We start from the raw sequence: 23,116 nt of genomic DNA, 5'->3' as shown, positions 1-23,116 counted from the left end.
CATTCCTTTGTAGGAGCTGCAGAAGGCTGCGATCTTTTACAGGCACCACCAATCGTCGATTTCTAACCCCAGCTTTTAAACCTTTTGTCTTTTATGTGTTCTAGTTATCACTCGGCGGTTTGCGAAGTGGGTTATGCGCCACTAAACTGCCATCACTGATACCGAGCATGCACTTATGCGTATAGACGGCATTTCCTCTCAGTCCTACCCCATCAAGCGCAAGCCTCGCAAAGGCCCTGTGGTGGAAGACGAGTCCGTCGATATCGACGGCGATGCGGAATTTCCGTCCGAAGAGCAACTGGCCGCCCGTGCCGCCAAAGCTGCCGCGCAAAAAATCAGCAATCTCCCTGCCCGTCAGCAAGACATGCTCTACCACCGCGCGATGAGCAAAAGCGTGGCGATGGCCCTGGCCAGCTACCTCAGCACCGCCGGTTTCGTCGATTGGGATGCGGAAGTGCTGGGTCTCGACCTGTACATCTGATGTTGCTGCCTTACTACCTCGGCTGCCCGTCCTGGAGTGAAAACGCCTGGCGCGATTATCTGTATCCGCCGGACGCCAAACCCGCTGATTTTCTAAATCTCTATTCCCAAGTATTCAACGCCGTAGAAGGCAACACGACTTTCTACGCGAGCCCGGCTGCCAGCACCGTGCAGCGCTGGGCGGAAACCATGCCCGAGCATTTTCGCTTCACCGCCAAATTCCCCGGCGACATCAGCCACGGCGGCGACCTGCGCGAACAGCTGACGGCCGCCGAAACCTTCACTCGGTTGCTCAGCCCTCTGGGTGGACGGGTCTCGCCGCTGTGGTTGCAGCTGTCGAAAAGCTTCACGCCACAACGCTTGCCTGAACTCGCCGCATTCATCGATGCACTGGAGCGGCCATTGGCGGTGGAAGTGCGGCATGACGATTTCTTCGCCAAGGGTGACAGCGAGCGAATGCTCAATCGCCTGTTGCTGGACCGTGGCGTTGAGCGCATCTGTCTCGACCCGCGCGCGCTGTTCAGCTGCACCTCGACCGATCCCTCGGTACTCCACGCCCTATCGAAGAAACCCCGAGTTCCTCCGCGTCCGGCCGCATTCACTCAATTCCCGCAGGTGCGTTTCATCGGCCATCCACAGCTTGAGGCCAATGACCCGTTTCTGCTGCCGTGGGTGGAGAAAATTGCGGTCTGGATCGAAGAGGGCCGCACGCCGTATATCTTCCTGCACACCGCCGATAACCTGCTGGCGGCGAAACTGGCGCAACGTTTTCACAGCCGATTGATGCTGCGTTTGCCTGGCTTGCCGGCGCTGCCTGAGCTATACAGAGAACCCGCCGCCGAGCAACTTGGCTTACTCTGAAGGCGGACTCGTTCGCCTTTTCAGGAGCCTGCCAATGGATGCGCAAACCCTTCGAGCCCAAGCCTTCAAAGCCCTGCACGAACGTAGCGGCGCTTTTGTGATTCCCAATCCGTGGGACGCCGGCTCGGCAAAAATGCTCGCCAGCCTGGGCTTCGAGGCGCTGGCAACCACGAGTGCCGGATATGCCTTTTCCCAGGCACGTCCCGATGGCGGGCTGACCTTGGACGACACGCTGGCAAACGTCCGGGCGATTGTCGCCGCGACAGATCTGCCGGTGGCAGTGGACCTTGAAAACGGTTTTGCCGACAACCCCGCCGATTGCGCCAAAAGCATTTTGCGCGCAGCAGAGGCGGGCGCCGTCGGTGGTTCCATCGAAGACGCGACGGGTCGTGAGGGCGCTCCGATCTATTGCTTCGAACACGCCGTGACGCGCATCGAAGCTGCCGTCGCTGCCGCTCGCAGCTTGCCGTTCCCTTTCACGCTGACGGCGCGGGCCGAGAATTTCCTGCATGGCAATCCGGATCTCGACGATACGATTCGCCGCTTGCAGGCTTTCGCCGAAGCCGGGGCCGACGTGTTGTATGCGCCAGGCTTGCGCAGCGCTGAAGACGTATTGGCGGTGGTCCGCGCCGTGGCGCCGAAGCCGGTCAATGTGTTGATGTCCGGCGGCTTGAAGCTGACCGTGCAGGAGTTGAGCGAAATGGGCGTCAAGCGCATCAGTGTCGGTTCGGCGCTGGCCTTGGCGGCGTTGGGCGAGTTCTACCGCGCCGCCGAAGAGATCAAAACGTCCGGCACATTCGGCTTCACCTCGCGCTCGATGCCGTACGCCCAGGCCAATCAATTGTTCAAAGGCTGACGATGCGGTTCCGCTGGTGGCTGTTGCTGGTGCTGTTGATCATCGCTGCGACGGGTGTGAGCGCCTGGCGCGGTTGGCTGCAAGTGCCGCCGCAGTGGAACCCTTGGGCACCGCTGGACGTGAAGGCCACGCCGAACCTGCTGACCCGCTACAAACTGATGCGCCTGCGCGATGATCCAAAACTGTGTGAGCAGGCGTTGGGCAGCTCCGGTTTGCGCGTGACCCCGCAGGCCAACAGCCCCGACGCCAAATGCCCGCTGACCGATGCCCTGCGTGTGCAGGGCGGAGATGTGGCGTTGAGCGGCAGCTTTCTCGCCAGTTGCCGTCTGGCCGTATCGTTTGCGCTGTTCGAGCATCATGCCCTGCAACCGGCGGCGCAGTTGGTTTACGGGCAAGCGGTGGCGCGGGTCGACCACCTCGGCAGTTTTGCCTGCCGCAATGTCTACGGCCGCGAGAATGGCCGACTCAGTCAGCACGCGTCGGCCAATGCGCTGGATATCGCCGGTTTTCGGCTGGCTGACGGTCGAACCATCAGTGTGCTCAAGGATTGGCCCAAGGGTAATCAGGACGCGCAGTTTCTGAGGCTGGTTCGCGATGGCGCCTGCGGTTTGTTCAGTGCGGTGTTGAGCCCGGATTACAACGCCGCCCATCGCAATCACTTTCATCTGGATGTCGGGCCGTGGTGGGTGTGTCGCTGAGGAAGTCGTTGAGACTTATGCGGCGAGGCGCAGGTTCTGCAGGATGATTGGGCGTGCCCAGCCGTTATCGAAATCGAGTTGTTTCTGTTGCGCCACCAATTCTTCCGGCGAGAACGGCGGGAACGGCTTATCGAGCAAGTCGAGTTCGAACTCGGCGATCGGCAGGTGCAGCGGGCGCGGTTGCGGTGCCGGGCCGGCCTCTGGCAGCGGTTGACCGGCGGTCAACACGATCGGACGGACCCAGCCGCTTTCGAAGTTCTGCTGTTGTTGCTGCGCAACGATTTCTTCTGCCGGGAACGGTGGGAAAGGCTTGTCGGCCAGGTCCATTTCGAATTCGGCAATCGGCAGGAACAGCGGCTCGGGCGGGCGGATTTCGTTGTCTTTCACGTCGCATTCGCGCTGGGAAACGATGTGCGCCAGCAGGTCGCTGCCTACGGTGGGTTCAACCGGGCTTTCGAGATCGACCGGTGGAAAGTTCAGCGATTGAGGCAGCACTTCACCCGACTGTTCGGCCAGCGCTCGGGCAAAGAAATCCTGCCAGATGTGGCTGACGCCGCTCAGTGCCTGGGTGTTTCGCAGGTTGTAGTCGCCGTAGGGCGAGATAAAACCTGTGAATGTGGGTTGAATGTCTGACATTTCTCTCGGTCGACGCTCAGCTCTGGCAAAATGCTCGATAGTTTTGTTATCGGCAGTTTTTGCCGATCATTAATTTTTTGAGCGTGTTTTCTGATGATTGATCAACCCGCGGCCTGCCGCATCCATGTCGAGGCCCTGAGCACGAACTTTCAGCCACAGGCCGAGCAATGGGCCGAGCGCCTGGGCCTGCCGCTGCAGGTGGCTGACGGCGAGTTTGCGTTGCAGGTGGGTGACCAGGGTTTGCAGCTGCAACAGTTGGGACCGGACGCACCGGGGCCGGTGCGGGTGGACTTCGTCGAAGGTGGCGCGGCGCATCGACGGTTGTACGGCGGTGGCAGCGGGCAGATGATCGCCAAGGCCGTTGGCGTCGCCCAGGGCGTGCGCCCGCGTGTGCTGGACGCTACGGCGGGGTTGGGCAAGGATGCGTTCGTCCTGGCGAGCCTGGGTTGCGAGATGAGCCTGATCGAGCGTCAGCCGCTGATTGGCGCTTTGCTGGAGGATGGCCTGGCCCGTGGCGCGGAGGATTTCGACGTGGCCCCCATCGTGGCGCGCATGCGCTTGCTCAAGGGCAATTCGATCGAGGTGATGCGCAATTGGGAGGGGGAGCCGCCGCAGGTGATCTATCTCGACCCGATGTTTCCGCACCGTGAGAAAACGGCGCTGGTGAAGAAGGAAATGCGTCTGTTCCGGCCGTTGGTGGGGGATGATCCGGATGCGCCGGCATTGCTTGAAGCCGCGTTGGCGCTGGCCAGCCACCGGGTGGTGGTCAAGCGCCCGCGCAAGGCGCCGTGTATAGAAGGGCCGAAGCCGAGCCATGCGCTGGATGGCAAATCCAGTCGGTATGACATTTACCCGAAGAAAGCGCTGAAGCCTTAAGACCGAGTTGCCCCCATCGCGGGCAAGCCCGCTCCCACAGGTTTTGTGTTGGGCTCAAGAAATGAGATCACCCCGGACCCTGTGGGAGCTGGCTTGCCAGCGATAGCGCCTGTTCAGACACAACAAGCCCATCAGGCTCACTCAGGCCGATAAGCCCGCATAAACAACTCCACCACTTCCAGCACATGACTCTCGGCGGCCTCGTCATCCAACGGCTCGCCACATCCAAACAGCAGCCGGAAATTCGCCGCGCCCTTGAGCAGGCAGAAGAAGTGTTCCGCTGCATTGCGCGGTTTATCGATGCTCAGCAGGCCGCTTTCGTTGACCTTGCTCAGCAAGCGTTCCATACCGTCCAGCATGCGCTGAGGCCCGGCCTCGAAGAAGATCAGTGAGAGGTTCGGGTCCTGACTGCCCAGTGCCATGATCAAACGGTGCAGGTTCAGCGATTCGTCACTGTTGATCAAATGGTGAAAACCGCGCGCGATATTCAGCAGCACGGTTTCCACCGCGACGCCTTCCGGCAGTTCGAAAAACAGCGGCGGCAATTGCTCTTCGCACTTTGCCACCACGGCAGCGGAGAACAGCGTCTCCTTGTCGTTGAAATGGCTGTAGACCGTCAGCTTTGACACACCGGCCTCGGCTGCGACGGCATCCATGCTGGTATTGGCATAACCCTTACTCAGAAACAGCGTTTTCGCCGCGTCGAGAATGGCCTGGCGCTTGACCAAATCCTTGGGTCTGCCTGGGCCATTGGGTGCTGAAAGATTGTTCGGCATATTCGCTTTTATTACTGGACTGGTGAGTTTGCTATTAATAACATACTCGCCAGTATAATTATTCCAAGCACCATTAGCGAAAGGTCCTTCACCATGTTCCGCTATGCCTTGCCCCTCGCATTGCCAGTCAGCCTGGCGTTTTTATTGACTGCGTGTGGTCACGAAGAGGCGCCGCAAGTCAGCGTTCGCCCGGCCATGGTGGTTCAGCCAGAGCCTTCGGCGCAGGCGACCGAAAGCTATCCTGGTGAAGTCCGTGCCCGCTTTGAACCGGACCTGGCGTTCCGCATCGGCGGCAAAGTCAGCCGACGACTGGTCGACGAAGGGCAGCGAGTCAAGGCCGACCAACCGCTGGCCGAGCTCGATCCCCAGGACGTGCGCCTGCAACTGGAAGCCACCCGCGCTCAGGTCGCCGCCGCCGAGGCCAATCTGAACATGGTGCGCGCCGAGCGTGATCGCTACAAAACGCTGATGGAGCGTCAACTGGTCAGCCGCTCGCAGTACGACAATCACGAAAACCTTTACCGTTCCGGTGAAGCGCGTCTCAAACAAATCAAAGCCGAATTCAACGTCTCGACCAATCAGGCCAGTTACGCGGTGCTGCGTGCACCGCAGGACGGCGTGGTGGCCAAGCGCGCGGTGGAAGTCGGGCAAGTGGTGGCCGCGGGGCAAACCGTGTTCACGCTCGCCACCGATGGCGAGCGTGAAGTGTTGATCAGCCTGCCGGAGCAGAGCTTTGGTCGCTTCAAGGTTGGTCAGCCGGTGTCTGTGGAACTGTGGACTCAACCGGATCAGCGCTTCGCCGGGCACATCCGCGAACTGTCGCCAGCCGCCGATCCGAAGTCCCGTACTTTTGCCGCGCGCATCGCGTTCAACGCCGGCAAAGTCCCGGCCGAACTGGGGCAGAGCGCCCGGGTGTTTGTACAGACTGCCGAAGTCATCCCGTTGTCGGTTCCGCTTTCCGCACTGACCGCAGAGGGCGGCGTGACCTACGTCTGGGTGGTCAGCGCCAACAACACCTTGAAGAAGACCCCGGTGCGGGTCGGTGCCTTCGGCGAGAAAACCGTCCCGGTGCTCGAAGGCCTCAACGCCAGCGACTGGGTGGTGGCCGCCGGCGTGCATGTGCTTCTCGACGGGCAACAAGTGCGCCCGGTGGATCGCTCCAACCGCGTGGTCAATCTGGCGGACAAGGAGTAATCCCCGATGGGTTTCAATCTTTCCGCCTGGGCGCTGCGCAATCGCCAGATCGTACTGTTCCTGATGCTCTTGCTGGCCATCGTTGGGGCACTTTCCTACACCAAACTCGGCCAAAGCGAAGACCCGCCGTTCACGTTCAAAGCCATGGTGATCCGCACCAACTGGCCGGGCGCCACGGCGCAGGAAGTCTCGCGCCAAGTCACCGAGCGTATTGAAAAGAAGCTGATGGAAACCGGCGAGTACGAGCGCATCGTCTCGTTCTCCCGCCCGGGCGAGTCCCAGGTGACGTTCATTGCCCGCGATTCCATGCACTCGGTGGACATCCCGGAGCTTTGGTATCAGGTGCGCAAGAAGGTCAGCGACATCCGCCATACCTTGCCGCCGGGGATTCAGGGGCCGTTCTTCAACGATGAATTCGGCACCACCTTCGGCAACATCTACGCATTGACCGGCGACGGCTTCGACTACGCCGTGCTCAAGGATTACGCCGACCGCATCCAGATCCAGCTGCAACGGGTCAAGGACGTGGGCAAGGTCGATCTGCTCGGCTTGCAGGACGAAAAGATCTGGATCGAACTCTCCAACGTCAAACTCGGCACCCTGGGCTTGCCGTTGGCGGCGGTGCAACAGGCGCTTGAAGAACAGAATGCGGTGTCCACCGCCGGCTTCTTCGAAACCACCAGCGAGCGATTGCAGCTACGGGTCTCGGGGAATTTTCAGACGGTCGATGAGATCAAGAACTTCCCGATTCGCGTCGGCGATCGCACGTTCCGCATTTCCGATGTAGCCAACGTACGACGTGGCTTCAACGATCCACCGGCACCGCGTATGCGCTTCATGGCGGAGGATGCGATCGGTCTGGCCGTGGCCATGAAGGATGGTGGCGACATCCTGGTGCTGGGCAAAGCGCTGGAAGTCGAATTCGCCCGCATCCAGAAAAACCTTCCGGCCGGCATGCAACTGCGCAAGGTTTCCGATCAGCCCGCGGCGGTGAAAACCGGTGTTGGCGAGTTCGTTCAGGTGCTGGTGGAAGCATTGGCGATTGTGTTGCTGGTGAGCTTCTTCTCCCTCGGCGTGCGCACCGGCATGGTGGTCGCCCTGGCGATTCCGTTGGTGTTGGCGATGACGTTCGCCTGCATGTATTACCTCGGCATCGGCCTGCACAAGATTTCCCTTGGCGCACTGGTGTTGGCGCTGGGCTTGCTGGTGGACGACGCGATCATCGCCGTGGAAATGATGGCGATCAAAATGGAGCAGGGCTTCGACCGGATCAAAGCCGCGAGCTATGCCTGGACCAGCACTGCGTTCCCGATGCTCACCGGCACGCTGATCACTGCTGCCGGGTTCCTGCCGATCGCCACCGCGCAATCCGGCACTGGCGAATACACCCGCTCAATCTTCGAGGTGGTCACCATCGCGCTGTTGGCATCGTGGGTGGTGGCCGTGGTTTTTGTGCCGTTCCTCGGTGAAAAACTCCTGCCGGACCTGGCGAAAATTCATGCGGCCAAACATGGCACAGGGCAACCTGATCCTTACGGTACACCGTTCTATCAGCGCGTCAGACGACTGGTGGAGTGGTGCGTGCATTGGCGCAAAACCGTGATCCTGGCGACGGTGGTGTTGTTCATTGCCTCCATCGTGCTGTTCCGCTTCGTGCCGCAGCAATTCTTCCCGGCATCGGGCCGGCTGGAACTGATGGTCGACCTGAAACTGGCCGAAGGCGCGTCCCTGAGCAACACCGCCGATGAGGTCAAACGCCTCGAAGCGCTGCTCAAGGACAAGGCCGGGATCGACAACTACGTGGCCTACGTCGGCACGGGTTCGCCGCGTTTTTACCTGCCACTGGATCAGCAATTACCTGCGGCGAGCTTCGCCCAGTTTGTCGTGTTGGCGAAAACCATCGAAGAGCGTGAAAGCCTGCGCACCTGGTTGATCGCGACTCTCAACGAACAATTCCCGGCCCTGCGCTCGCGGGTCACTCGTCTGGAGAACGGCCCGCCGGTTGGTTATCCAGTGCAGTTCCGCGTCACCGGTGAACACATCGAGGAAGTCCGCGCACTGGCCCGCAAAGTCGCGGCCAAGGTTCGCGAAAATCCGCACGTGGCCAATGTTCACCTGGACTGGGAAGAGCCGAGCAAAGTCGTGTACCTGAACATCGATCAGGACCGTGCCCGGGCACTTGGCGTGAGCACGGCGAACCTGTCGAAGTTCTTGCAGAGCTCCCTGACCGGTTCCAGTGTCAGCCAGTATCGCGAAGACAACGAGTTGATCGAGATCCTGCTACGCGGCACCGCGCATGAGCGTACCGAGCTGTCGTTGCTGCCAAGCCTGGCGGTGCCGACCGACAACGGTCGCAGCGTGGCCCTGTCGCAGATCGCTACCCTGGAATACGGCTTCGAAGAAGGCGTGATCTGGCACCGCAATCGCCTGCCCAACGTGACTGTTCGTGCGGACATTTATGGCAAGGAACAACCGGCGACGTTGGTGAAGCAGATCATGCCGACCCTCGATCCGATTCGTGCTGAATTGCCGGACGGGTATTTGTTGGATGTTGGTGGCACGGTGGAAGATTCGGAGCGCGGGCAGAAATCGGTCAACGCCGGCGTGCCGATGTTCATCGTCGTGGTGCTGACGTTGCTGATGCTGCAACTGCGCAGTTTCTCACGCACGGCCATGGTGTTTCTGACGGCGCCGCTGGGGTTGATCGGGGTGACGCTGTTTCTGATGGTGTTCCGTCAGCCATTTGGTTTTGTCGCCATGCTCGGGACCATCGCCTTGTCGGGGATGATCATGCGTAACTCGGTGATTCTGGTGGATCAGATCGAGCAGGATATCGCGGCAGGGTTGAAGCCTTGGCAGGCGATTATCGAGGCGACAGTGCGGCGGTTCCGGCCGATTGTGTTGACGGCGCTGGCGGCGGTGTTGGCGATGATTCCGTTGTCGCGCAGTGTGTTTTTCGGGCCGATGGCGGTGGCGATCATGGGGGGGTTGATTGTGGCTACGGCGTTGACGCTGCTGTTTTTGCCGGCTCTTTATGCTGCGTGGTTTCGGGTTCGGAAAGAGACTGTTTGATCGGGTACATATCCGTTTCTTCGGTAACGGCCAGTTATGGTTTCGCCCTTACGGCGACTCCCTTTGGCAAACGCCGGAGTGCCGGCCCAGCCCAAAGGAAGCAAAGGTCTCGCCCCTTACGTACGGCTCCTCGCTAAGGCTCGGAGTTCCTTCGCTCCGGCATTCATCCGGGGGCATCGCCTCCGGTCTGCTTCGCGACGACCTCCTCTCGATGTGTGCGGCTTCGCCGCACGGCGCTACGCGCCTAACCCCCGGATAAACGCCTCCACTCAGCCTGCCGATGGGGCGGGTGGATCAAAAGCGGCAGGCGAGCTAACGCTCGGCCTGTTGAGTGGTGAAGAGCGTGGGTGTACGCCGAACTGATTTTGCTTTTTCTGTGGGAGCCAGCCTGCTGGCGATGGCGGCCAGACAGACGACCAGTCTCTGCCAGATATATCCCGTCCCCTGTGGGAGCTGGCTTGCCAGCGATGGCGGCCTGACAGCCAACACTGTTTATCACTCAATCAAACATTCAGACCTTTCCCACAAGATTTTCAGGTTGTCCGTCGGAAGCGCGATCTCTAGCCTTTGACCGTCGCTGCCAATTCAGCGACCGGGACTGCAAGCCCGCCAATAGTTTGTTAGGTGCCTGCTATGGGAGCTTCGCAATGATCAACGACACTCCAAATTCTTCCGCCACGGAATCGGAAAAACCAACGAGAGTTTCACACCGTCCCTGCCCAATCTTCACCATCCGCCCCGGCATCAACTCCGAAACCCTACTCGTCCACGCCTACGAAACCCTCGCCTCGGCCAATGTGATGGCCACAGAGTTGTCATCCACCCTGACCGGTCCAACCTGCAATCTGGTGTTGGGTATTCAGCAGATGATTGTCCTGGCGCAATTATCGGTGAACGGCGTGCTGGACCAACTCGACCCACAGCACTAGCACAACAAAAAGCCCGCTGAGTCCGTACAGGTCGGCGGGCAAACATCGTTCCTACACAGATCTCAGACTCGTCTGATATTGAGGCTCAAAGGTCCAGGTGTTGTACTCGAGAGTCCGGTTTACGAGCGTTTGAGTCATCACCCATGAAAAATCCGCCCAGGTTGAGGGGAAGGTCTGATCCGGTGTTCGATCGGCTTGGTCAATCACCGCACAAGGAGCGCCTTTGCGACTACCTCGCGTTGCTCAAGCCTCTGGATGATCGAGGGCGTTACCTGCCATTCGATGCATTGCGCTATCGCTGGGCGCCGGGGCTGGATTCGAATCTGTGCTGGGCCTTGGTCAAGAAAGCCCGGGCTGCACAATATTCGCGCCTTATGTCCTTGGGTGAACCTTCCCGGTGGCTGCAATTCGTGATGACGCCGTTGGCGCAAAAAGCCATCTCCGCGGTGGACCGGCAAACGACAACCGCAGTGTTGGAGTACATGACCGGCCAGATCGGCGAGCGTGCGCATTTCACTTATCTGCTCAATGACCTGATCGAAGACGAAGCCATCAGCAGCAGCCAGCTCGAAGGTGCGGCTACCACGACTCGGGTAGCGAAGGACATGCTCAAGCGTCATCGGTTGCCGCGCACGCCGGATGAGCGAATGGTCATCGGTAACTTCAAGATGATGAACTTTGCCTGGGAGCAGCGTTACGAGTCGCTGAGCGTTGAATTGATCGCGGCGATGCACCGCGTGGGTGTCGAGGGTATCGATGATCCGCGGTACTCGCCGGGAGCCTTCAGAAGCAACGATGACGTCGTGGTGCAGGATGGCGAGGGCAACACCGTTCATACGCCGCCACTGGCAGCAGGTCTCGCGTCACGATTGCAGGCGTTGGTGGAGTGGATCAACCATTCCCAAAACAACCCCCTTCAAGCGAATTACCTTCATCCGTTGATCAAAGGCATCGCGCTGCATTTTGCACTCGGTTACGAGCATCCCTTTCGCGACGGCAACGGTCGGGTCGCAAGGGCGTTGTTCTACTGGTTCATGTTCAAGAATGACTATTCGGCGTTCCGCTACATCGCGATCAGTGTTTTGTTGCGCAATGCGCCGGTGAAGTACGGGCGCTCGTATCTGGATACCGAGGCGGACGACCTGGATCTGACGTATTTCATCGACTTCCAGTGTTCAGTGGTGTTGCGAGCTGTAGGCAGTTTTACCGAGGTGTTTCGCAAAAGTCTGATCGATGTGCAGCAGTTCGATTGCTGGTTGCAGGAGAGCGGTTTTCTCGAGCAACTCACCGAGAAACAGCGGGCATTGTTCCAAGTGGCCAAGAGCGGAATGGCCAAGGAGTTTACGGCGGGCAATGTGAAGGAGAATCTGGGTTGCTCCTACAACACGGCATCGGCCACGTTGAATGGGCTGGCTGAGTTGAAGTTGTTTGAGAAACGCAGGATGGGGAGGGAGTGGGTGTACTTTTTGCGGTCGGTTTCCGTGTCTTGAGCCATTGTGGGAGCCAGCCTGCTGGCGATGAGGCCATGTCAGTCGACTTGAACGTTGACTGACACACCGCAATCGCGAGCAGGCTCACTCCTACAGTTTTGGTGCTGCGATTAGAGCGTACCAAACACCTTCTTCGCCAAACTTGTCGCCGCAGCCGCCGGGTTCTGGCGGATGGTTTCTTCCTGTTTGCCGATCATTTCGAACAGACCGTTCAGGGCCTGTTCGGTGACGTAGCTTTCGATGTTGGCATTCTTGGTGTCGATCACGCCCATGGTCGCGGCTTGGCCGGCGAATGAGTTGTATTGCTGGGCCAGGCCGACCTTGTCGGTGGCTTGCTTGACGATTGGCAGGAATTTGGCGCGGATTTGTTCGCGGCTGGTTTTGCTCAGGTATTGGGTGGCCGAGTCGTTGCCACCGCTGAGGATGCCCTTGGCGTCTTCCACGGACATTTTCTTCACTGCATCCACGAGGATCGGCTGGGCCTGGGTCACGGCGGTTTCCGCCGCTTTGTTCATGCTGGTTTCCAGTTGATCGACCTGATCGCCCATGCCGAACTGTTTCATTTTGCTGGCGACCTTGCCCAGTTTGCCCGGCAGTTCGATTTTTACGTCGGGATTGTTGCTGAAGCCACCCGGAGTGCCGAGCTGTTTCACGGCCAGTTGCGCGCCTTGGGTCAGGGCATCCTTGAGTCCGCCGGTGGCGTCTTTCTGCGACAGGTCGCTGAGGGACAGCGCCATCGCGCTGGCACTGATCATCAAACCTGCGCACAGGCCGGCGAAGCGAAGGGTAGGGCGGAACATGGTGGCTTCCTTGTACAAAAAGAGAGTTAGCGGACGGCGTCGACGCGTATTTTCAGCGGTTGCGGGTCTTTGCCATCTAGCTGCACGGCATGGTTTTCGGTGGTGATGAACATCAGCTTACCGTCGACTTCGATGCGCGCGCTGACCGAGTAGCGATGCCCAGGTTTAACCTGCGCCGGATCGTAACTCAGATGAAACGGCAGCGGCACCTGTCCTTTGACCTGACCTTTCTGTTCGTCGAGGACCACCGCCGGAGCGTCGGCCAGGGAAATGTCCTGCAGGCTGACGCTCAACACCGCGCTCGGTGGCAAGGCGCTGCGTTGCAGATAGAAGACTTCGCCATCGAGGCTGGCTTTCGGAGCAGGTTGCATGGATTGGCACGCGCCGAGCAAAACGGTAAGTCCAAGCAGAGAGATTTTTTTCATGAGGAGGATCCTTGTCATTGGCGCCCGAAGTAGACAGGCGCCAACGATAATCTAGCGGGTTTTCCCGGCAATATCGCCCGGCGACTCGTCGTGCTTATGGGCGATCCGGATTACGGGTACCGCGTGGGCGTTCGTCGTAGGCATGGACCAGTACTTCCTGAGGTGCCAGGTAGGCAGCGTCCAGTATTACCGGGTGATGTTGGGTGGTAACAAAAATCAGCTTATCGTCGTGTTTGATTTGGGCACTGATTGCATACCGGTGACCAGGCACGACATCAGCTACACGATACGTCAGGGTAAAGTTCAATCCTGCCGTTCCTGCATCAGGGATAACTTGCTGGTCGAGTAATTTTCCGGGTACGTCGGATACAGAGACATCCTGCAAACTGACGTAAAGTTTAGAGTTTGGCGCCAGCGCAATCCTTTCAAGGTAATGCACTTTGCCACTGATGGTCCTGACGGGTTCGTTGCTCATATTGATTTCCTTATCAATGAATCGCCGGAATTGGCGAGCGCCCAGCATAGGGTCGATACCACGATTTCTATGTAGGGAAAATCCTGCGATTCGGGACGAAGGGGGAGTGGTATGAGTCAGAAGCATCCTTGCTTCAGCCATAAAACGACGTGCAGTGATCCGAATGAAATCAGATCGGCGTTACCAATTCCGCCGCATCTTCACTGCGATGCACCGCCACCTGACGGATCGACAGACGAATATCCGCCGGCAACACCCGTTTGGCTGCGCCTTCGGCCAGTTCGCCGAGCAGTTCGTGGTAGCTCAACTTGCCCGCTTCATCACGCTTGAGCACGTCGAGGTCGAGCAGGGTCTGGATGAAGTGGCGGAACAGGCTCTTGTCGAAGAATTCCGGGGCGTTGAGGCCGTGGAGGATCGACAGGCGCTGGGCCATCACCGTGCACAGGTCTTCCAGTTCTTCGGCGCTGATGCTGTTCTGGCCGCTGTTGAGCAGCAAGGAAACCGTCATGTAGAAGCGCTGCAGAGTCTGGGCGATGCTCTTCGACAGCAGCGTCAGCAACACGAAATGCCGCGAGCTTGGTGCCGGACGCAGGTACACGTTGTTTTCGAAGCGCAGCAGGCCTTGTTCGACGAAGGCTTCTAGCCATTGATCGATCACCGCATCCAATTCATTCAGCGACCAGCGAATGAACAGCTCGGCTTGCAGGTACGGGTACAGCGCGCGGGTGTAGCGCAGGATCTGTTCGCGACTCATGCGCGACGCGCTCTGGAAGAAACTCGCCAGCAGCGCAGGTAACGCGAAGATGTGCAAAACGTTGTTGCGGTAGTAGGTCATCAGGACGGCGTTCTGTTCGTCCAGATAGAGAATCTTGCCCAAGGCATCGCTCTGCTCGGACAGCAGATCCATGTCCTTCACATGTTCGATCAACGCGCGGCCGTCACCTTCCGGCAAGGTGGTGTGCGGTGAGTACGGGACTTTGCGCAACAGCGCCAGATACAGGTCGAGCACCCGCGCCATGGCGCGGTCGTCCAGGGCCAGGCGGCTGGTGGACAGCAGTGCCAGTGCAACGAGGTTGACCGGGTTGATTGCCGCCGCTTCGTTCAGGTGCTGGGCGACTTTCTCGCCGAGGCGATTGGTGGTTTCGTTGAGCCAGGCCGGTTTGAACTGCGGGCCGAGTTCCTGTTGGCGCCAGTCAGGCTGTTCGCTGTCGAGGAATTCCGCCAGTTTGATCGGCTCGCCGAAGTTCACCGCCACCTGACCGAAGCGCTGCTTGAGCGCGCCGATGACTTTGAAAATATCGAAGATCGACTCTTTCTTCTTGGCCGCGCCGCGCAACTCGCCAAGATAGGTTCGCCCTTCCAGTACGCGCTCGTAGCCGATGTACACCGGCACGAACACGATGGGCATCCGCGACGAACGCAGGAAGCTGCGCAGGGTGATCGCCAGCATCCCGGTTTTCGGTTGCAGCATGCGCCCGGTGCGCGAACGGCCGCCCTCGACGAAGTATTCGACAGGGAAGCCTTTGGTGAACAGGGTGTGCAGGTATTCGTTGAACACTGAGGTGTACAGCGGATTGCCCTTGAACGTGCGGCGCATGAAGAACGCGCCGCCGCGACGCAGCAGGCTGCCGATCACCGGCATGTTCAGGTTGATCCCGGCGGCGATGTGCGGCGGGGTCAGGCCGTTGCGGAACAGCAGATAGGACAGCAGCAGGTAGTCGATGTGGCTGCGGTGGCACGGCACGTAGATCACTTCGTGACCCTGGGCGACCTTCTGCACGCCTTCGATGTGGTTGACCTTGATGCCGTCGTAGATCTTGTTCCAGAACCAGCTCAGCACCACTTCCATAAAACGGATCGCCGTGTAGGTGTAGTCCGAGGCGATTTCGTTGCCATAGCGCAAAGCCTGGGCCTTGGCTTTCTCCGGTGAAATGTTCTCGCGTTCGGCTTCGTCGAGGATCGCTTGCTTGACCATCGGCTGGTTGAGCAGACCTTTGACCAGATTGCGCCGGTGGGAAATGTCCGGACCGATTACTGCAGCCTTCAGATTGCGGAAGTGCACCCGCAGGATGCGCTGGGCCATGCGCACTGTGCGCTCGTGGCCCTTGTTGTGCTCGATCAGCTCGCGAAGGTGAATCGGTGCGGAAAACTGCACGCGGGTCTTGCGCCCCAGGACGATGATGCTCAGCAAGCGACGCAGGCGACCGGTGACGGCCCAACTGTCGGCGAACAGCAGTTTCCATGGGCTGTTTTCGCTGTCTGGCGATTGGCCCCAGAACACGCTGACCGGAATGATCTGCGCATCTTCGGCGGCGTTCTGGCTCAGGGCACTGACCAGGCGGGTCAGGGTCGGCGGCGCGCCGCGCTTGTCCTGGCGGCCGAGCCAGTCCGGGTCCGGGGTCAGGTAGAAGAACGCGGCCGGTTCCAGAAGGTTACCCACCGAGACCGGCAGCACCGGACGCGGCAGTCCAGCCTTGCTGCATTCGGTGTCGACCACGGCAAGGTCGGTCAGCGAAGGGTTTTGCAGGACGTAGAACACCGGACGACTGCGGTCGAGGTTGAGGGTGAACGACGACTGGTTGATCGTCTCCGAGCGAACCCAGAGGTAAAGCAGTCGGCGCAGGGTGCCAAACACAAGACGGCGGAACGGGGAACGGGTCATACGGCTTCTGCGTGAGTGAATAAAACCAAGCAAATGCTCGGGCGGCCGATAGTGTGCCGGATTCATCGAAAATCGGCAAAAAAGCGCGGAAGTAAACTCCTGTTGAGAGTTTTAACGTCTGTCATATACTCGGCGCTCTGTCGCCGCTGCCTTCATTGGGCCAGCATGTGCAGGCTGACGTTCCCGAGGCTTTCCTGCGAAGAGCCCGATCAATAATAAAAAAGGGGTATGAACAAATGGCAACACGTGAAACCGGCAACGTGAAGTGGTTCAACGACGCCAAGGGCTACGGCTTCATTCAGCGCGAAGACGGGGTGGACGTGTTCGTGCACTACCGCGCGATCCGCGGTGAAGGCCACCGTTCACTGACTGAAGGCCAGCAGGTTGAATATGCGGTGGTGACCGGAGAGAAAGGCTTGCAGGCTGAGGATGTGGTGGGGCTGTAATTTTCAAAATCAAAAGATCGCAGGCTGCGGCAGCTCCTACAGGTGTACACATAACCTTGTAGGAGCTGCCGCAGGCTGCGATCTTTTTGCTTTTACGCGGTTTTCCAGGTGATCTCTTCTTCACCATCGGCGCTGATGCGAATCCAGCGATCCGCCGTCTCTTCGCCTTCTTCCTCGACCCATGTTCCCGGCGCGCAACGCACTTCAACATTCAGCGCGGCAAACGCGGCGCGAGCGCAGGCGATGTCGTCGTCCCACGGCGTCTGGTCGCTTTCCAGATACAGGCTGTTCCACTTTCCTACGGCTTTCGGTAACCAGGTCACCGGCACATTGCCGGCCTTGCACTTGTAGGTCTGGCCTTTCTGGACCCAGTCGGTGCACGGACCCAATGCCGCACCGAGCCACGCGGAAATGGCTTTGTGGTCGACGTCGGCGTCTTTCAGGTAAATCTCGATATCGGGTTGGCGCATGGATGTCCTCACTGCGTGTCTGAAAAATCCATTCGCGGATTTAGCCGGCACCGGGCGTTCGCCCGGAACCAAAAGTTATTGAAGAACGAAATAATCGTAGCGCATTGACACGGTGGTCTCGAACGGCTCGGCCTGATCGATGACTGCCGCACGACGCTCGGCACTCGCGCGCCAGCCGTGAGGCGTCATCGCCAGCAGGTTGGCGCGATCTTGCGGCTTGTCCAGCGTCAGCTTGAACGTCAGCGTTTCGCTGTGCGCCAGCGCCATGCCTTCCGGCACCAGGTCCAGATGCTTGTCGTCAATGTACTCGCGGACTTCGTCATACAGCCGCTCGCGCAATTCCATCAGGTGGCCGCTGGTCGGCCCGACTTTCATCAGGCCGCCGCCAACGCTGAGCAGGCGTTTGGCTTCATCCCAATCCAGAGGACTGAAGACACTGGCCAGGAACTGGCAACTGCCGGAAGCCAATGGCACGCGGGCCATGCTGGCGATCAACCAGGTCAGTTTCGGATTGCGTTTGCAGGCGCGTTTGACCGCTTCTCGGGAAATGTCCAGGGCGTAGCCGTCAGCGTGCGGCAAGGCATCGGCGATTTGCGCGGTGTAGTAGCCCTCGCCACAACCGATGTCGAGCCAGCGCTGTGGCGCATAACTCGCGGCCAACTCCGCCAGACGCTTGGCCACCGGCGCGTAATGCCCGGCGTTCAAGAAGTCGCGGCGGGCTTCGACCATCGCCTGGTTATCCCCAGGGTCGCGGCTGTTCTTGTGTTGCACCGGCAATAGGTTCAGGTAACCCTGGCGCGCGCGGTCGAAACGGTGCCCGGCGGGGCACGCTACGCCGTTGTCCACCACACTCAGCGGTTCGCTACAGATCGGACACGCAAGCATCAGGCGAGCAACTTGATCATGGTCTGGTAGTAGATTTCGGTCAGCACATCGAGATCGGCTGCCAGCACGCGTTCGTTGACCTGGTGGATGGTCGCGTTGACCGGCCCCAGCTCAACCACTTGCGTGCCCATGGTCGCAATGAAGCGGCCGTCGGAAGTGCCACCGCTGGTGGACGCCTTGGTCTCGCGACCGGTGATGTCCTTGATGCTCGACGATACGGCGTCAAGCAGCGCGCCCGGCTCGGTGAGGAACGGCAGGCCGGACAGCGCCCAGTCGATGTGCCAGTCCAGTCCGTGCTTGTCGAGGATGTCTGCAACGCGCTTCTGCAGGCCTTCGACGGTCGACTCGGTGGAGAAACGGAAATTGAACACCGCCACCAGGTCACCCGGAATGACGTTGGTCGCGCCGGTGCCGGAGTTGACGTTGGAGATCTGGAAACTGGTAGGCGGGAAGAAATCGTTGCCGTGGTCCCAATGCTCGGCGGCCAGTTCGGCCAGTGCCGGGGCGGCGAGGTGGATCGGGTTCTTCGCCAGGTGCGGATAGGCCACGTGGCCCTGGATGCCACGTACGGTCAGCTTGGCGCCGAGGGAGCCGCGACGGCCGTTCTTGACCACGTCACCGACCAGGGTGGTGCTCGACGGTTCGCCGACGATGCACCAGTCCAGACGCTCTTTACGTGCGGCAAGACGCTCGACCACAGCCTTGGTGCCGTGGTGTGCCGGGCCTTCTTCGTCGCTGGTGATCAGGAACGCGACTTTGCCTTTGTGATCCGGGTAGTCGGCGACGAAACGCTCGGCGGCCACGGTCATCGACGCCAGGCTGCCTTTCATGTCCGCCGCGCCACGGCCGCAGAGCATGCCGTGTTCGTCGATCAGCGCGTTGAACGGGTCGATCTGCCAGGCGGTCACCGGGCCGGTCGGCACCACATCGGTGTGGCCGGCGAAGCACAGCACCGGGCCGTCATGTTTACCGTGAGTGGCCCAGAAGTTATCCACATCTTCGATGCGCATCGGCTCCAGCGCAAAACCGGCATCGCCCAGGCGCTGCATCATCTGCTTCTGGCAATCGGCGTCGACCGGCGTGACGGACGGACGGCGGATCAGGTCGATGGCGAGTTGAAGGGTCGGCGAAAGGTCGGCTTGGGCCGTCATGGAAAACTCCGGAAGCATATTGTGTAGGAGCAAAGCTTGCTCGCGATGAACGATGATGAGGACTTTCTGTTACACCGAGTCGCGTCAATCGCGAGCAAGCTTTGCTCCTACATGAATGGGGCAAGGCGCGCAAAATGGCGGTTATCTTAAAGCAAAACGGCGACCATTGGCCGCCGTTTAGTGCATCCGCAGAGATTTAGACGGCAGGTGCCGTTTGCGCCTCCGGTGCCGGTTTTGGCAGCGACGACAGGAACGCCATGATCAACGCCGCCAGGTACGGCAGCGATTGCACCAGCAACATGGTCACCCAGAAGCGCATGTCGTTGCTCGGCATGCCGTTGACCAGGAAGATTCCCAAGGCCGCACCCCACAACAGCAGCATGATGAACACCTCTTCCCGGGCTTCCGAAATGGCCACCCAGAAGCCGTGGTTATCGGCATTCTTTGGCGTGCGGAAGAACGGAATGCTGCTGGTGAAGAAGCCGTACAACACTGCTTTGGCGATGGTGTGCGACAACGCCAGCCCGGCCAGCGCCGCGCAGAACGCATCTTTCAGGTTCACGCCCACCGCACGACGGTAGAGGAAGATGATCTTGCCAACCTTGAACACGAACAGCGCCAACGGCGGGATCGCGAAAATCAGCAGCGGCGGATCGACCCGTTGCGGAACGATGATCATCGCCGCCGACCACAGCAGTGCGCCGACGGTGAAGAAGATGTTCATGCCGTCCGCCACCCACGGCAACCAGCCCGCGAGGAAGTGGTAGCGCTGGCCGCGAGTCAGTTCGGTGTCCTTGCCGCGCAGCAGGCTGGCGGTGTGACGCTTGATGATCTGAATCGCACCGTAGGCCCAGCGGAACCGCTGTTTCTTGAAGTCGATAAAGGTATCGGGCATCAGGCCTTTGCCGTAGCTGTCGTGGTAATACGCCGCCGACAGGCCTTTTTCGAACACACGCAGACCGAGCTCGGCGTCTTCACAAATGCACCAGTCGGCCCAGCCCAGCTCTTCGAGCACCGAGCGCCGGGTCATGGTCATGGTGCCGTGCTGGATGATCGCGTCACGGTCGTTGCGAGTGACCATGCCGATATGGAAGAAGCCTTTGTATTCCGCGTAGCAGAGCTTCTTGAAGGTGCTTTCGTTCTGGTCGCGGTAGTCCTGCGGCGACTGCACCACGGCGATTTTCGGGTCGGCGAAGTGCGGCACCATGTGCTTGAGCCAGTTCGGGTGCACGCAGTAATCTGAGTCGATCACCGCGATCACTTCGGCGTCCTTGGCGGTGTGCGGGATCAGATAGTTCAGCGCGCCGCCCTTGAAGCCGGCCAATGGCGCGACATGGAAGAACTTGAAGCGCGGGCCGAGGGTTTCGCAGTAGTCGCGCACCGGTTCCCAGACCGCCGGGTCCTTGGTGTTGTTGTCGATGATCAGGACTTCAAAGTCCGGATAGTCGAGGTTGGCCAGGGCATTGAGGGTCTGTTTGACCATCTCCGGCGGCTCGTTGTAGCAGGGCACGTGGATCGAGACTTTCGGCCGGTAACTGGAATCACCCACAACCGGCAGGAATTCGCGGCGCCGTTTATGAATCCACACTGCCTCGGCCAGTTCGTGGGCCTCGGTCAGCAACACGATAAACACCCCGAGCGCGCCGAGGGCCAGCAAGAAACCGACCGTCAGGCTGAACCAGGTGCTGTATTGCTGGCTGTAGTCGTAACCGATCCACACCAGCACCGAACCACAAAGGAACGCAATAAAGGTCAGGAAGGTACGGCCACGTTGGCGCAGGGCCGAGCCATCGATCATCAGCAAGGTCAGCGACAGCAAGGCCAGGACGACCGAGCCGATGGCCAGGACGCGCCACTGCGGAATCGCCACTACCGGGCCTTCGAAGTTGAATTTCTGCTGGCGCGCGGCGTTGAACACGCCCCAATAGGCGCCCACCGAACCTTCGTCGCTGGCCTTCCACGGCTGGTCAAACGCTTCGATCACGAAGTAGTTGAAGCCCTGACGGTTAAGTTTGTTGACCAGTGTGCGCAGGTAAATCGCCTGATCGGCCGGCGACGCATCGGCGCCACCGCGCATGCGGCCGTTGCTCGGCCAGCCCACTTCGGACAGCAGCAACGGTTTTTTCGGGAACATCTTTTTCAGGTCGCGGGCGCGGTCGAGGACGAACTGCCCGGCCTTGTCCATTGGGATGAATTCCCAGTAAGGCAGGACGTGCGCGGCGATCAGGTCGACGTGCTTGGCCAGTTCCGGATGTTCTTCCCAGACGTGCCACTGCTCGGACGTGGTCACCGGCACCTTCACGGCGGCGCGAACGCGGTCCAGCAGGACGCTGAGTTCCTGGGCAGTGATTTCCTTACGGAAAATCGCCTCGTTACCGACCACCACGCGAACCACGCTGCGCGAGGAATTGGCGATTTCGATGGCGCGGGTGATTTCCCGCTCGTTGCGTTCCTGGTCAGGGCTGATCCAGATCCCGAGGGTTACCCGCAGGCCGAACTCTTCCGCCAGTTTCGGGATGTTCTCCAGCGTGCCGTCGACGGAGTAAGTACGGATGTTATCCGTCAACTTGCTCATGATCTCCAGATCGCGTCGCATCTGATCGTCGGTCGGATACTGCTCTTTCTGTGGGAATTGACCTTGCTGGAACGGCGAATACGAGAAGCCGGAGATCTGTTCAGGCCAGTTGGGGGCGGTGACCGGGCGGTTGATCAGCGCCCAGAAGCCGGTAAACAAGGCAGCGATGGCAAGCACCACCACCAGGTTGAGTCCAAATTTACGCGATGACATAGCTATTTCGGGTTCCAAAGGCTGTGGAACAGGAAGAACATTGGCGGTCGCCAAGGGGCGCGCATCCTACACTGGCACTTCTCTGAACGTACAGCGGAGAGGGAAATGCCGGATGTTGGGCAATCCAAGTCGACTTAAGTTCTTTCGTTAGAGCGTATAGGGCAAATCTTCGTTCGATGCAGTTTGAATGGAAGATGCCCGTTCATAGCTCGATGATGCTCTTGGCCGCCGACGGCCCTATAATGCGCGCCGGTTTTTGAGGTGATGGTCATGAGTACAGAAGATCCGCGGTTTGCAGGCATCGCCCGTTTGTATGGCGTCGAAGGGCTTGAACGCCTGCGCGCGGCCCATGTGGCGATCGTCGGCGTCGGTGGCGTTGGTTCGTGGGCGGCGGAAGCCATGGCTCGTTGCGGCGTGGGCGAGATTTCGCTGTTCGACCTCGACGATGTTTGCGTCAGCAACGCCAACCGCCAGTTGCACGCGCTGGACAGCACCGTCGGCAAACCCAAGGTCGAAGTGATGGCCGAGCGCCTGCGCGGGATCAACCCGGACTGCACGGTGCATGCAGTGCCGGACTTCGTCACCCGCGACACCATGGCCGAGTACATCACGCCGAACATCGACTGCGTGATCGACTGCATCGACAGCGTCAACGCGAAAGCGGCGCTGATCGCCTGGTGCAAGCGCCGCAAGATCCAGATCATCACCACCGGCGGTGCGGGCGGGCAGATCGACCCGACGCTGATTCAGGTCTGCGACCTCAACCGTACCTTCAATGACCCGTTGGCCTCAAAAGTGCGCTCGACCTTGCGTCGTGATTACGGCTTCTCGCGCACAGTGACCCGCCATTACAGCGTGCCGTGCGTGTTTTCCACCGAGCAGCTGCGCTACCCGAAACCGGACGGCAGCATTTGCTTGCAGAAGAGTTTTGTCGGCGATGGCGTGAAGCTCGACTGCGCCGGTGGCTTTGGCGCGGTGATGATGGTGACGGCGACGTTCGGCATGGTCGCGGCGACCAAGGCTGTGGACAAGATTGTGGCCGGGGTTCGGCGGCCGGCGGAGCGGGTCAAGCCACAGGTTTAAAGGCGGACGAAGATTCCTGTAGGAGCTGCCGAAGGCTGCGATCTTTTGATTTTGCTTTTTAAA

Annotated in this window: 21 protein-coding genes; 11 read left to right on the top strand and 10 right to left on the bottom strand. The window is 59.8% G+C overall.

Going from position 1 to position 23,116, the window contains the following annotated elements:
* The first annotated feature begins 175 nt into the window (after positions 1-175).
* The 4 genes from ACW9JC_RS18575 to ACW9JC_RS18560 are packed head-to-tail and all read left to right on the top strand — an operon-like array spanning position 176 to position 2,895.
* Positions 176-481 (top strand): hypothetical protein, encoded by a 306-nt coding sequence (locus ACW9JC_RS18575; RefSeq protein ID WP_338585005.1) that lies wholly within the window; start codon positions 176-178, stop codon positions 479-481.
* Complete coding sequence (locus ACW9JC_RS18570) at positions 481-1,341, top strand: DUF72 domain-containing protein (RefSeq protein ID WP_457456664.1); 861 nt, start codon at positions 481-483, stop codon at positions 1,339-1,341. Before ACW9JC_RS18575 ends, ACW9JC_RS18570 begins: the two co-directional genes overlap by 1 nt.
* Before the next feature lie 34 nt (positions 1,342-1,375).
* Positions 1,376-2,197 (top strand): isocitrate lyase/PEP mutase family protein, encoded by an 822-nt coding sequence (locus ACW9JC_RS18565; RefSeq protein WP_457456662.1) that lies wholly within the window; start codon positions 1,376-1,378, stop codon positions 2,195-2,197.
* Positions 2,198-2,199: 2 nt separating this feature from the next.
* Positions 2,200-2,895, top strand: coding sequence for an extensin-like domain-containing protein (locus tag ACW9JC_RS18560; RefSeq protein ID WP_457456660.1), 696 nt, complete (start codon positions 2,200-2,202; stop codon positions 2,893-2,895).
* A gap of 15 nt (positions 2,896-2,910) precedes the next feature.
* Here ACW9JC_RS18560 and ACW9JC_RS18555 read toward each other — a convergent pair whose 3' ends face one another.
* On the bottom strand, positions 2,911-3,531 hold the full coding sequence (locus tag ACW9JC_RS18555; protein WP_457456658.1) for an energy transducer TonB: 621 nt from the start codon (positions 3,529-3,531) through the stop codon (positions 2,911-2,913).
* Between the two features lie 93 nt (positions 3,532-3,624).
* On the opposite strand from ACW9JC_RS18555, the gene ACW9JC_RS18550 reads away from it, so the two are divergent.
* On the top strand, positions 3,625-4,407 hold the full coding sequence (locus ACW9JC_RS18550) for a class I SAM-dependent methyltransferase (protein WP_445177290.1): 783 nt from the start codon (positions 3,625-3,627) through the stop codon (positions 4,405-4,407).
* A gap of 137 nt (positions 4,408-4,544) precedes the next feature.
* Here ACW9JC_RS18550 and ACW9JC_RS18545 read toward each other — a convergent pair whose 3' ends face one another.
* On the bottom strand, positions 4,545-5,183 hold the full coding sequence (locus tag ACW9JC_RS18545) for a TetR/AcrR family transcriptional regulator (protein WP_457456656.1): 639 nt from the start codon (positions 5,181-5,183) through the stop codon (positions 4,545-4,547).
* A 93-nt stretch (positions 5,184-5,276) separates the two neighbouring features.
* On the opposite strand from ACW9JC_RS18545, the gene ACW9JC_RS18540 reads away from it, so the two are divergent.
* From ACW9JC_RS18540 to ACW9JC_RS18525, 4 genes are all read left to right on the top strand, one after another.
* The gene (locus ACW9JC_RS18540) at positions 5,277-6,377 is read left to right on the top strand and encodes an efflux RND transporter periplasmic adaptor subunit (RefSeq protein ID WP_457456654.1); all 1,101 of its coding nucleotides are present in this window, start codon (positions 5,277-5,279) and stop codon (positions 6,375-6,377) included.
* Positions 6,378-6,383: 6 nt separating this feature from the next.
* Entirely contained in the window at positions 6,384-9,449 is a 3,066-nt protein-coding gene (locus ACW9JC_RS18535; protein ID WP_457456652.1) for an efflux RND transporter permease subunit, read from the top strand.
* Between the two features lie 647 nt (positions 9,450-10,096).
* Positions 10,097-10,378, top strand: coding sequence for a DUF6124 family protein (locus ACW9JC_RS18530; protein WP_457456650.1), 282 nt, complete (start codon positions 10,097-10,099; stop codon positions 10,376-10,378).
* Between the two features lie 143 nt (positions 10,379-10,521).
* A complete protein-coding gene (locus ACW9JC_RS18525; RefSeq protein ID WP_457456648.1) occupies positions 10,522-11,868 on the top strand; it encodes a Fic family protein in 1,347 nt (448 codons plus the stop codon).
* Positions 11,869-11,978: 110 nt separating this feature from the next.
* Here the strand turns inward: ACW9JC_RS18525 and ACW9JC_RS18520 are convergent, their stop codons facing one another.
* From ACW9JC_RS18520 to plsB, 4 genes are all read right to left on the bottom strand, one after another.
* Positions 11,979-12,668, bottom strand: a complete 690-nt coding sequence (locus ACW9JC_RS18520) for a DUF4197 domain-containing protein (protein WP_457456646.1) — start codon at positions 12,666-12,668, stop codon at positions 11,979-11,981.
* Between the two features lie 26 nt (positions 12,669-12,694).
* A complete protein-coding gene (locus tag ACW9JC_RS18515) occupies positions 12,695-13,093 on the bottom strand; it encodes a YbaY family lipoprotein (protein WP_448106543.1) in 399 nt (132 codons plus the stop codon).
* 94 nt (positions 13,094-13,187) lie between these two features.
* Entirely contained in the window at positions 13,188-13,568 is a 381-nt protein-coding gene (locus ACW9JC_RS18510; RefSeq protein WP_457456644.1) for a YbaY family lipoprotein, read from the bottom strand.
* Between the two features lie 169 nt (positions 13,569-13,737).
* Positions 13,738-16,230: a glycerol-3-phosphate 1-O-acyltransferase PlsB gene (plsB, locus tag ACW9JC_RS18505; protein ID WP_338585018.1), complete on the bottom strand. Its 2,493-nt coding sequence runs from the start codon at positions 16,228-16,230 to the stop codon at positions 13,738-13,740.
* Between the two features lie 236 nt (positions 16,231-16,466).
* On the opposite strand from plsB, the gene ACW9JC_RS18500 reads away from it, so the two are divergent.
* Positions 16,467-16,676: a cold-shock protein gene (locus tag ACW9JC_RS18500; protein WP_007964248.1), complete on the top strand. Its 210-nt coding sequence runs from the start codon at positions 16,467-16,469 to the stop codon at positions 16,674-16,676.
* Between the two features lie 92 nt (positions 16,677-16,768).
* On the opposite strand, the gene ACW9JC_RS18495 is transcribed toward ACW9JC_RS18500, so the two are convergent.
* The 4 genes from ACW9JC_RS18495 to ACW9JC_RS18480 all read right to left on the bottom strand — a co-directional run bounded on the left by ACW9JC_RS18495 (position 16,769) and on the right by ACW9JC_RS18480 (position 21,970).
* Positions 16,769-17,146 (bottom strand): hypothetical protein, encoded by a 378-nt coding sequence (locus ACW9JC_RS18495; protein WP_046041100.1) that lies wholly within the window; start codon positions 17,144-17,146, stop codon positions 16,769-16,771.
* 75 nt (positions 17,147-17,221) lie between these two features.
* Positions 17,222-18,031, bottom strand: coding sequence for a putative RNA methyltransferase (locus tag ACW9JC_RS18490; protein ID WP_457456642.1), 810 nt, complete (start codon positions 18,029-18,031; stop codon positions 17,222-17,224).
* Positions 18,031-19,182 (bottom strand): succinyl-diaminopimelate desuccinylase, encoded by a 1,152-nt coding sequence (dapE, locus tag ACW9JC_RS18485; protein WP_457456640.1) that lies wholly within the window; start codon positions 19,180-19,182, stop codon positions 18,031-18,033. The genes ACW9JC_RS18490 and dapE overlap by 1 nt, the downstream gene beginning before the upstream one ends.
* Positions 19,183-19,378: 196 nt before the next feature.
* Positions 19,379-21,970 (bottom strand): glycosyltransferase, encoded by a 2,592-nt coding sequence (locus ACW9JC_RS18480; RefSeq protein WP_448106549.1) that lies wholly within the window; start codon positions 21,968-21,970, stop codon positions 19,379-19,381.
* A 264-nt stretch (positions 21,971-22,234) separates the two neighbouring features.
* Between ACW9JC_RS18480 and tcdA the strand changes: the two genes are divergently transcribed.
* The gene (gene tcdA / locus ACW9JC_RS18475; protein WP_457456638.1) at positions 22,235-23,053 is read left to right on the top strand and encodes a tRNA cyclic N6-threonylcarbamoyladenosine(37) synthase TcdA; all 819 of its coding nucleotides are present in this window, start codon (positions 22,235-22,237) and stop codon (positions 23,051-23,053) included.
* Positions 23,054-23,116 lie beyond the last annotated feature (63 nt).

The sequence above is a fragment of the Pseudomonas sp. SDO5591_S426 genome, assembly GCF_054070755.1.
The sequence above is the reverse complement of the archived record's forward strand: the minus strand, read 5'-3'. Positions and strand labels throughout refer to the sequence as shown.

Coding starts and splice junctions, on each gene's coding strand:
- ACW9JC_RS18575 (WP_338585005.1), top strand. CDS start 176: ATGCGTATAGACGGCATTTCCTCTCAGTCCTACCCCATCAAGCGCAAG.
- tcdA (WP_457456638.1), top strand. CDS start 22,235: ATGGTCATGAGTACAGAAGATCCGCGGTTTGCAGGCATCGCCCGTTTG.
- ACW9JC_RS18540 (WP_457456654.1), top strand. CDS start 5,277: ATGTTCCGCTATGCCTTGCCCCTCGCATTGCCAGTCAGCCTGGCGTTT.
- ACW9JC_RS18500 (WP_007964248.1), top strand. CDS start 16,467: ATGGCAACACGTGAAACCGGCAACGTGAAGTGGTTCAACGACGCCAAG.
- ACW9JC_RS18560 (WP_457456660.1), top strand. CDS start 2,200: ATGCGGTTCCGCTGGTGGCTGTTGCTGGTGCTGTTGATCATCGCTGCG.
- ACW9JC_RS18535 (WP_457456652.1), top strand. CDS start 6,384: ATGGGTTTCAATCTTTCCGCCTGGGCGCTGCGCAATCGCCAGATCGTA.
- ACW9JC_RS18570 (WP_457456664.1), top strand. CDS start 481: ATGTTGCTGCCTTACTACCTCGGCTGCCCGTCCTGGAGTGAAAACGCC.
- ACW9JC_RS18495 (WP_046041100.1), bottom strand. CDS start 17,146: ATGCGCCAACCCGATATCGAGATTTACCTGAAAGACGCCGACGTCGAC.
- ACW9JC_RS18550 (WP_445177290.1), top strand. CDS start 3,625: ATGATTGATCAACCCGCGGCCTGCCGCATCCATGTCGAGGCCCTGAGC.
- ACW9JC_RS18555 (WP_457456658.1), bottom strand. CDS start 3,531: ATGTCAGACATTCAACCCACATTCACAGGTTTTATCTCGCCCTACGGC.
- ACW9JC_RS18510 (WP_457456644.1), bottom strand. CDS start 13,568: ATGAGCAACGAACCCGTCAGGACCATCAGTGGCAAAGTGCATTACCTT.
- ACW9JC_RS18530 (WP_457456650.1), top strand. CDS start 10,097: ATGATCAACGACACTCCAAATTCTTCCGCCACGGAATCGGAAAAACCA.
- ACW9JC_RS18515 (WP_448106543.1), bottom strand. CDS start 13,093: ATGAAAAAAATCTCTCTGCTTGGACTTACCGTTTTGCTCGGCGCGTGC.
- ACW9JC_RS18520 (WP_457456646.1), bottom strand. CDS start 12,668: ATGTTCCGCCCTACCCTTCGCTTCGCCGGCCTGTGCGCAGGTTTGATG.
- ACW9JC_RS18480 (WP_448106549.1), bottom strand. CDS start 21,970: ATGTCATCGCGTAAATTTGGACTCAACCTGGTGGTGGTGCTTGCCATC.
- ACW9JC_RS18490 (WP_457456642.1), bottom strand. CDS start 18,031: ATGCTTGCGTGTCCGATCTGTAGCGAACCGCTGAGTGTGGTGGACAAC.
- ACW9JC_RS18565 (WP_457456662.1), top strand. CDS start 1,376: ATGGATGCGCAAACCCTTCGAGCCCAAGCCTTCAAAGCCCTGCACGAA.
- plsB (WP_338585018.1), bottom strand. CDS start 16,230: ATGACCCGTTCCCCGTTCCGCCGTCTTGTGTTTGGCACCCTGCGCCGA.
- ACW9JC_RS18525 (WP_457456648.1), top strand. CDS start 10,522: ATGAAAAATCCGCCCAGGTTGAGGGGAAGGTCTGATCCGGTGTTCGAT.
- dapE (WP_457456640.1), bottom strand. CDS start 19,182: ATGACGGCCCAAGCCGACCTTTCGCCGACCCTTCAACTCGCCATCGAC.
- ACW9JC_RS18545 (WP_457456656.1), bottom strand. CDS start 5,183: ATGCCGAACAATCTTTCAGCACCCAATGGCCCAGGCAGACCCAAGGAT.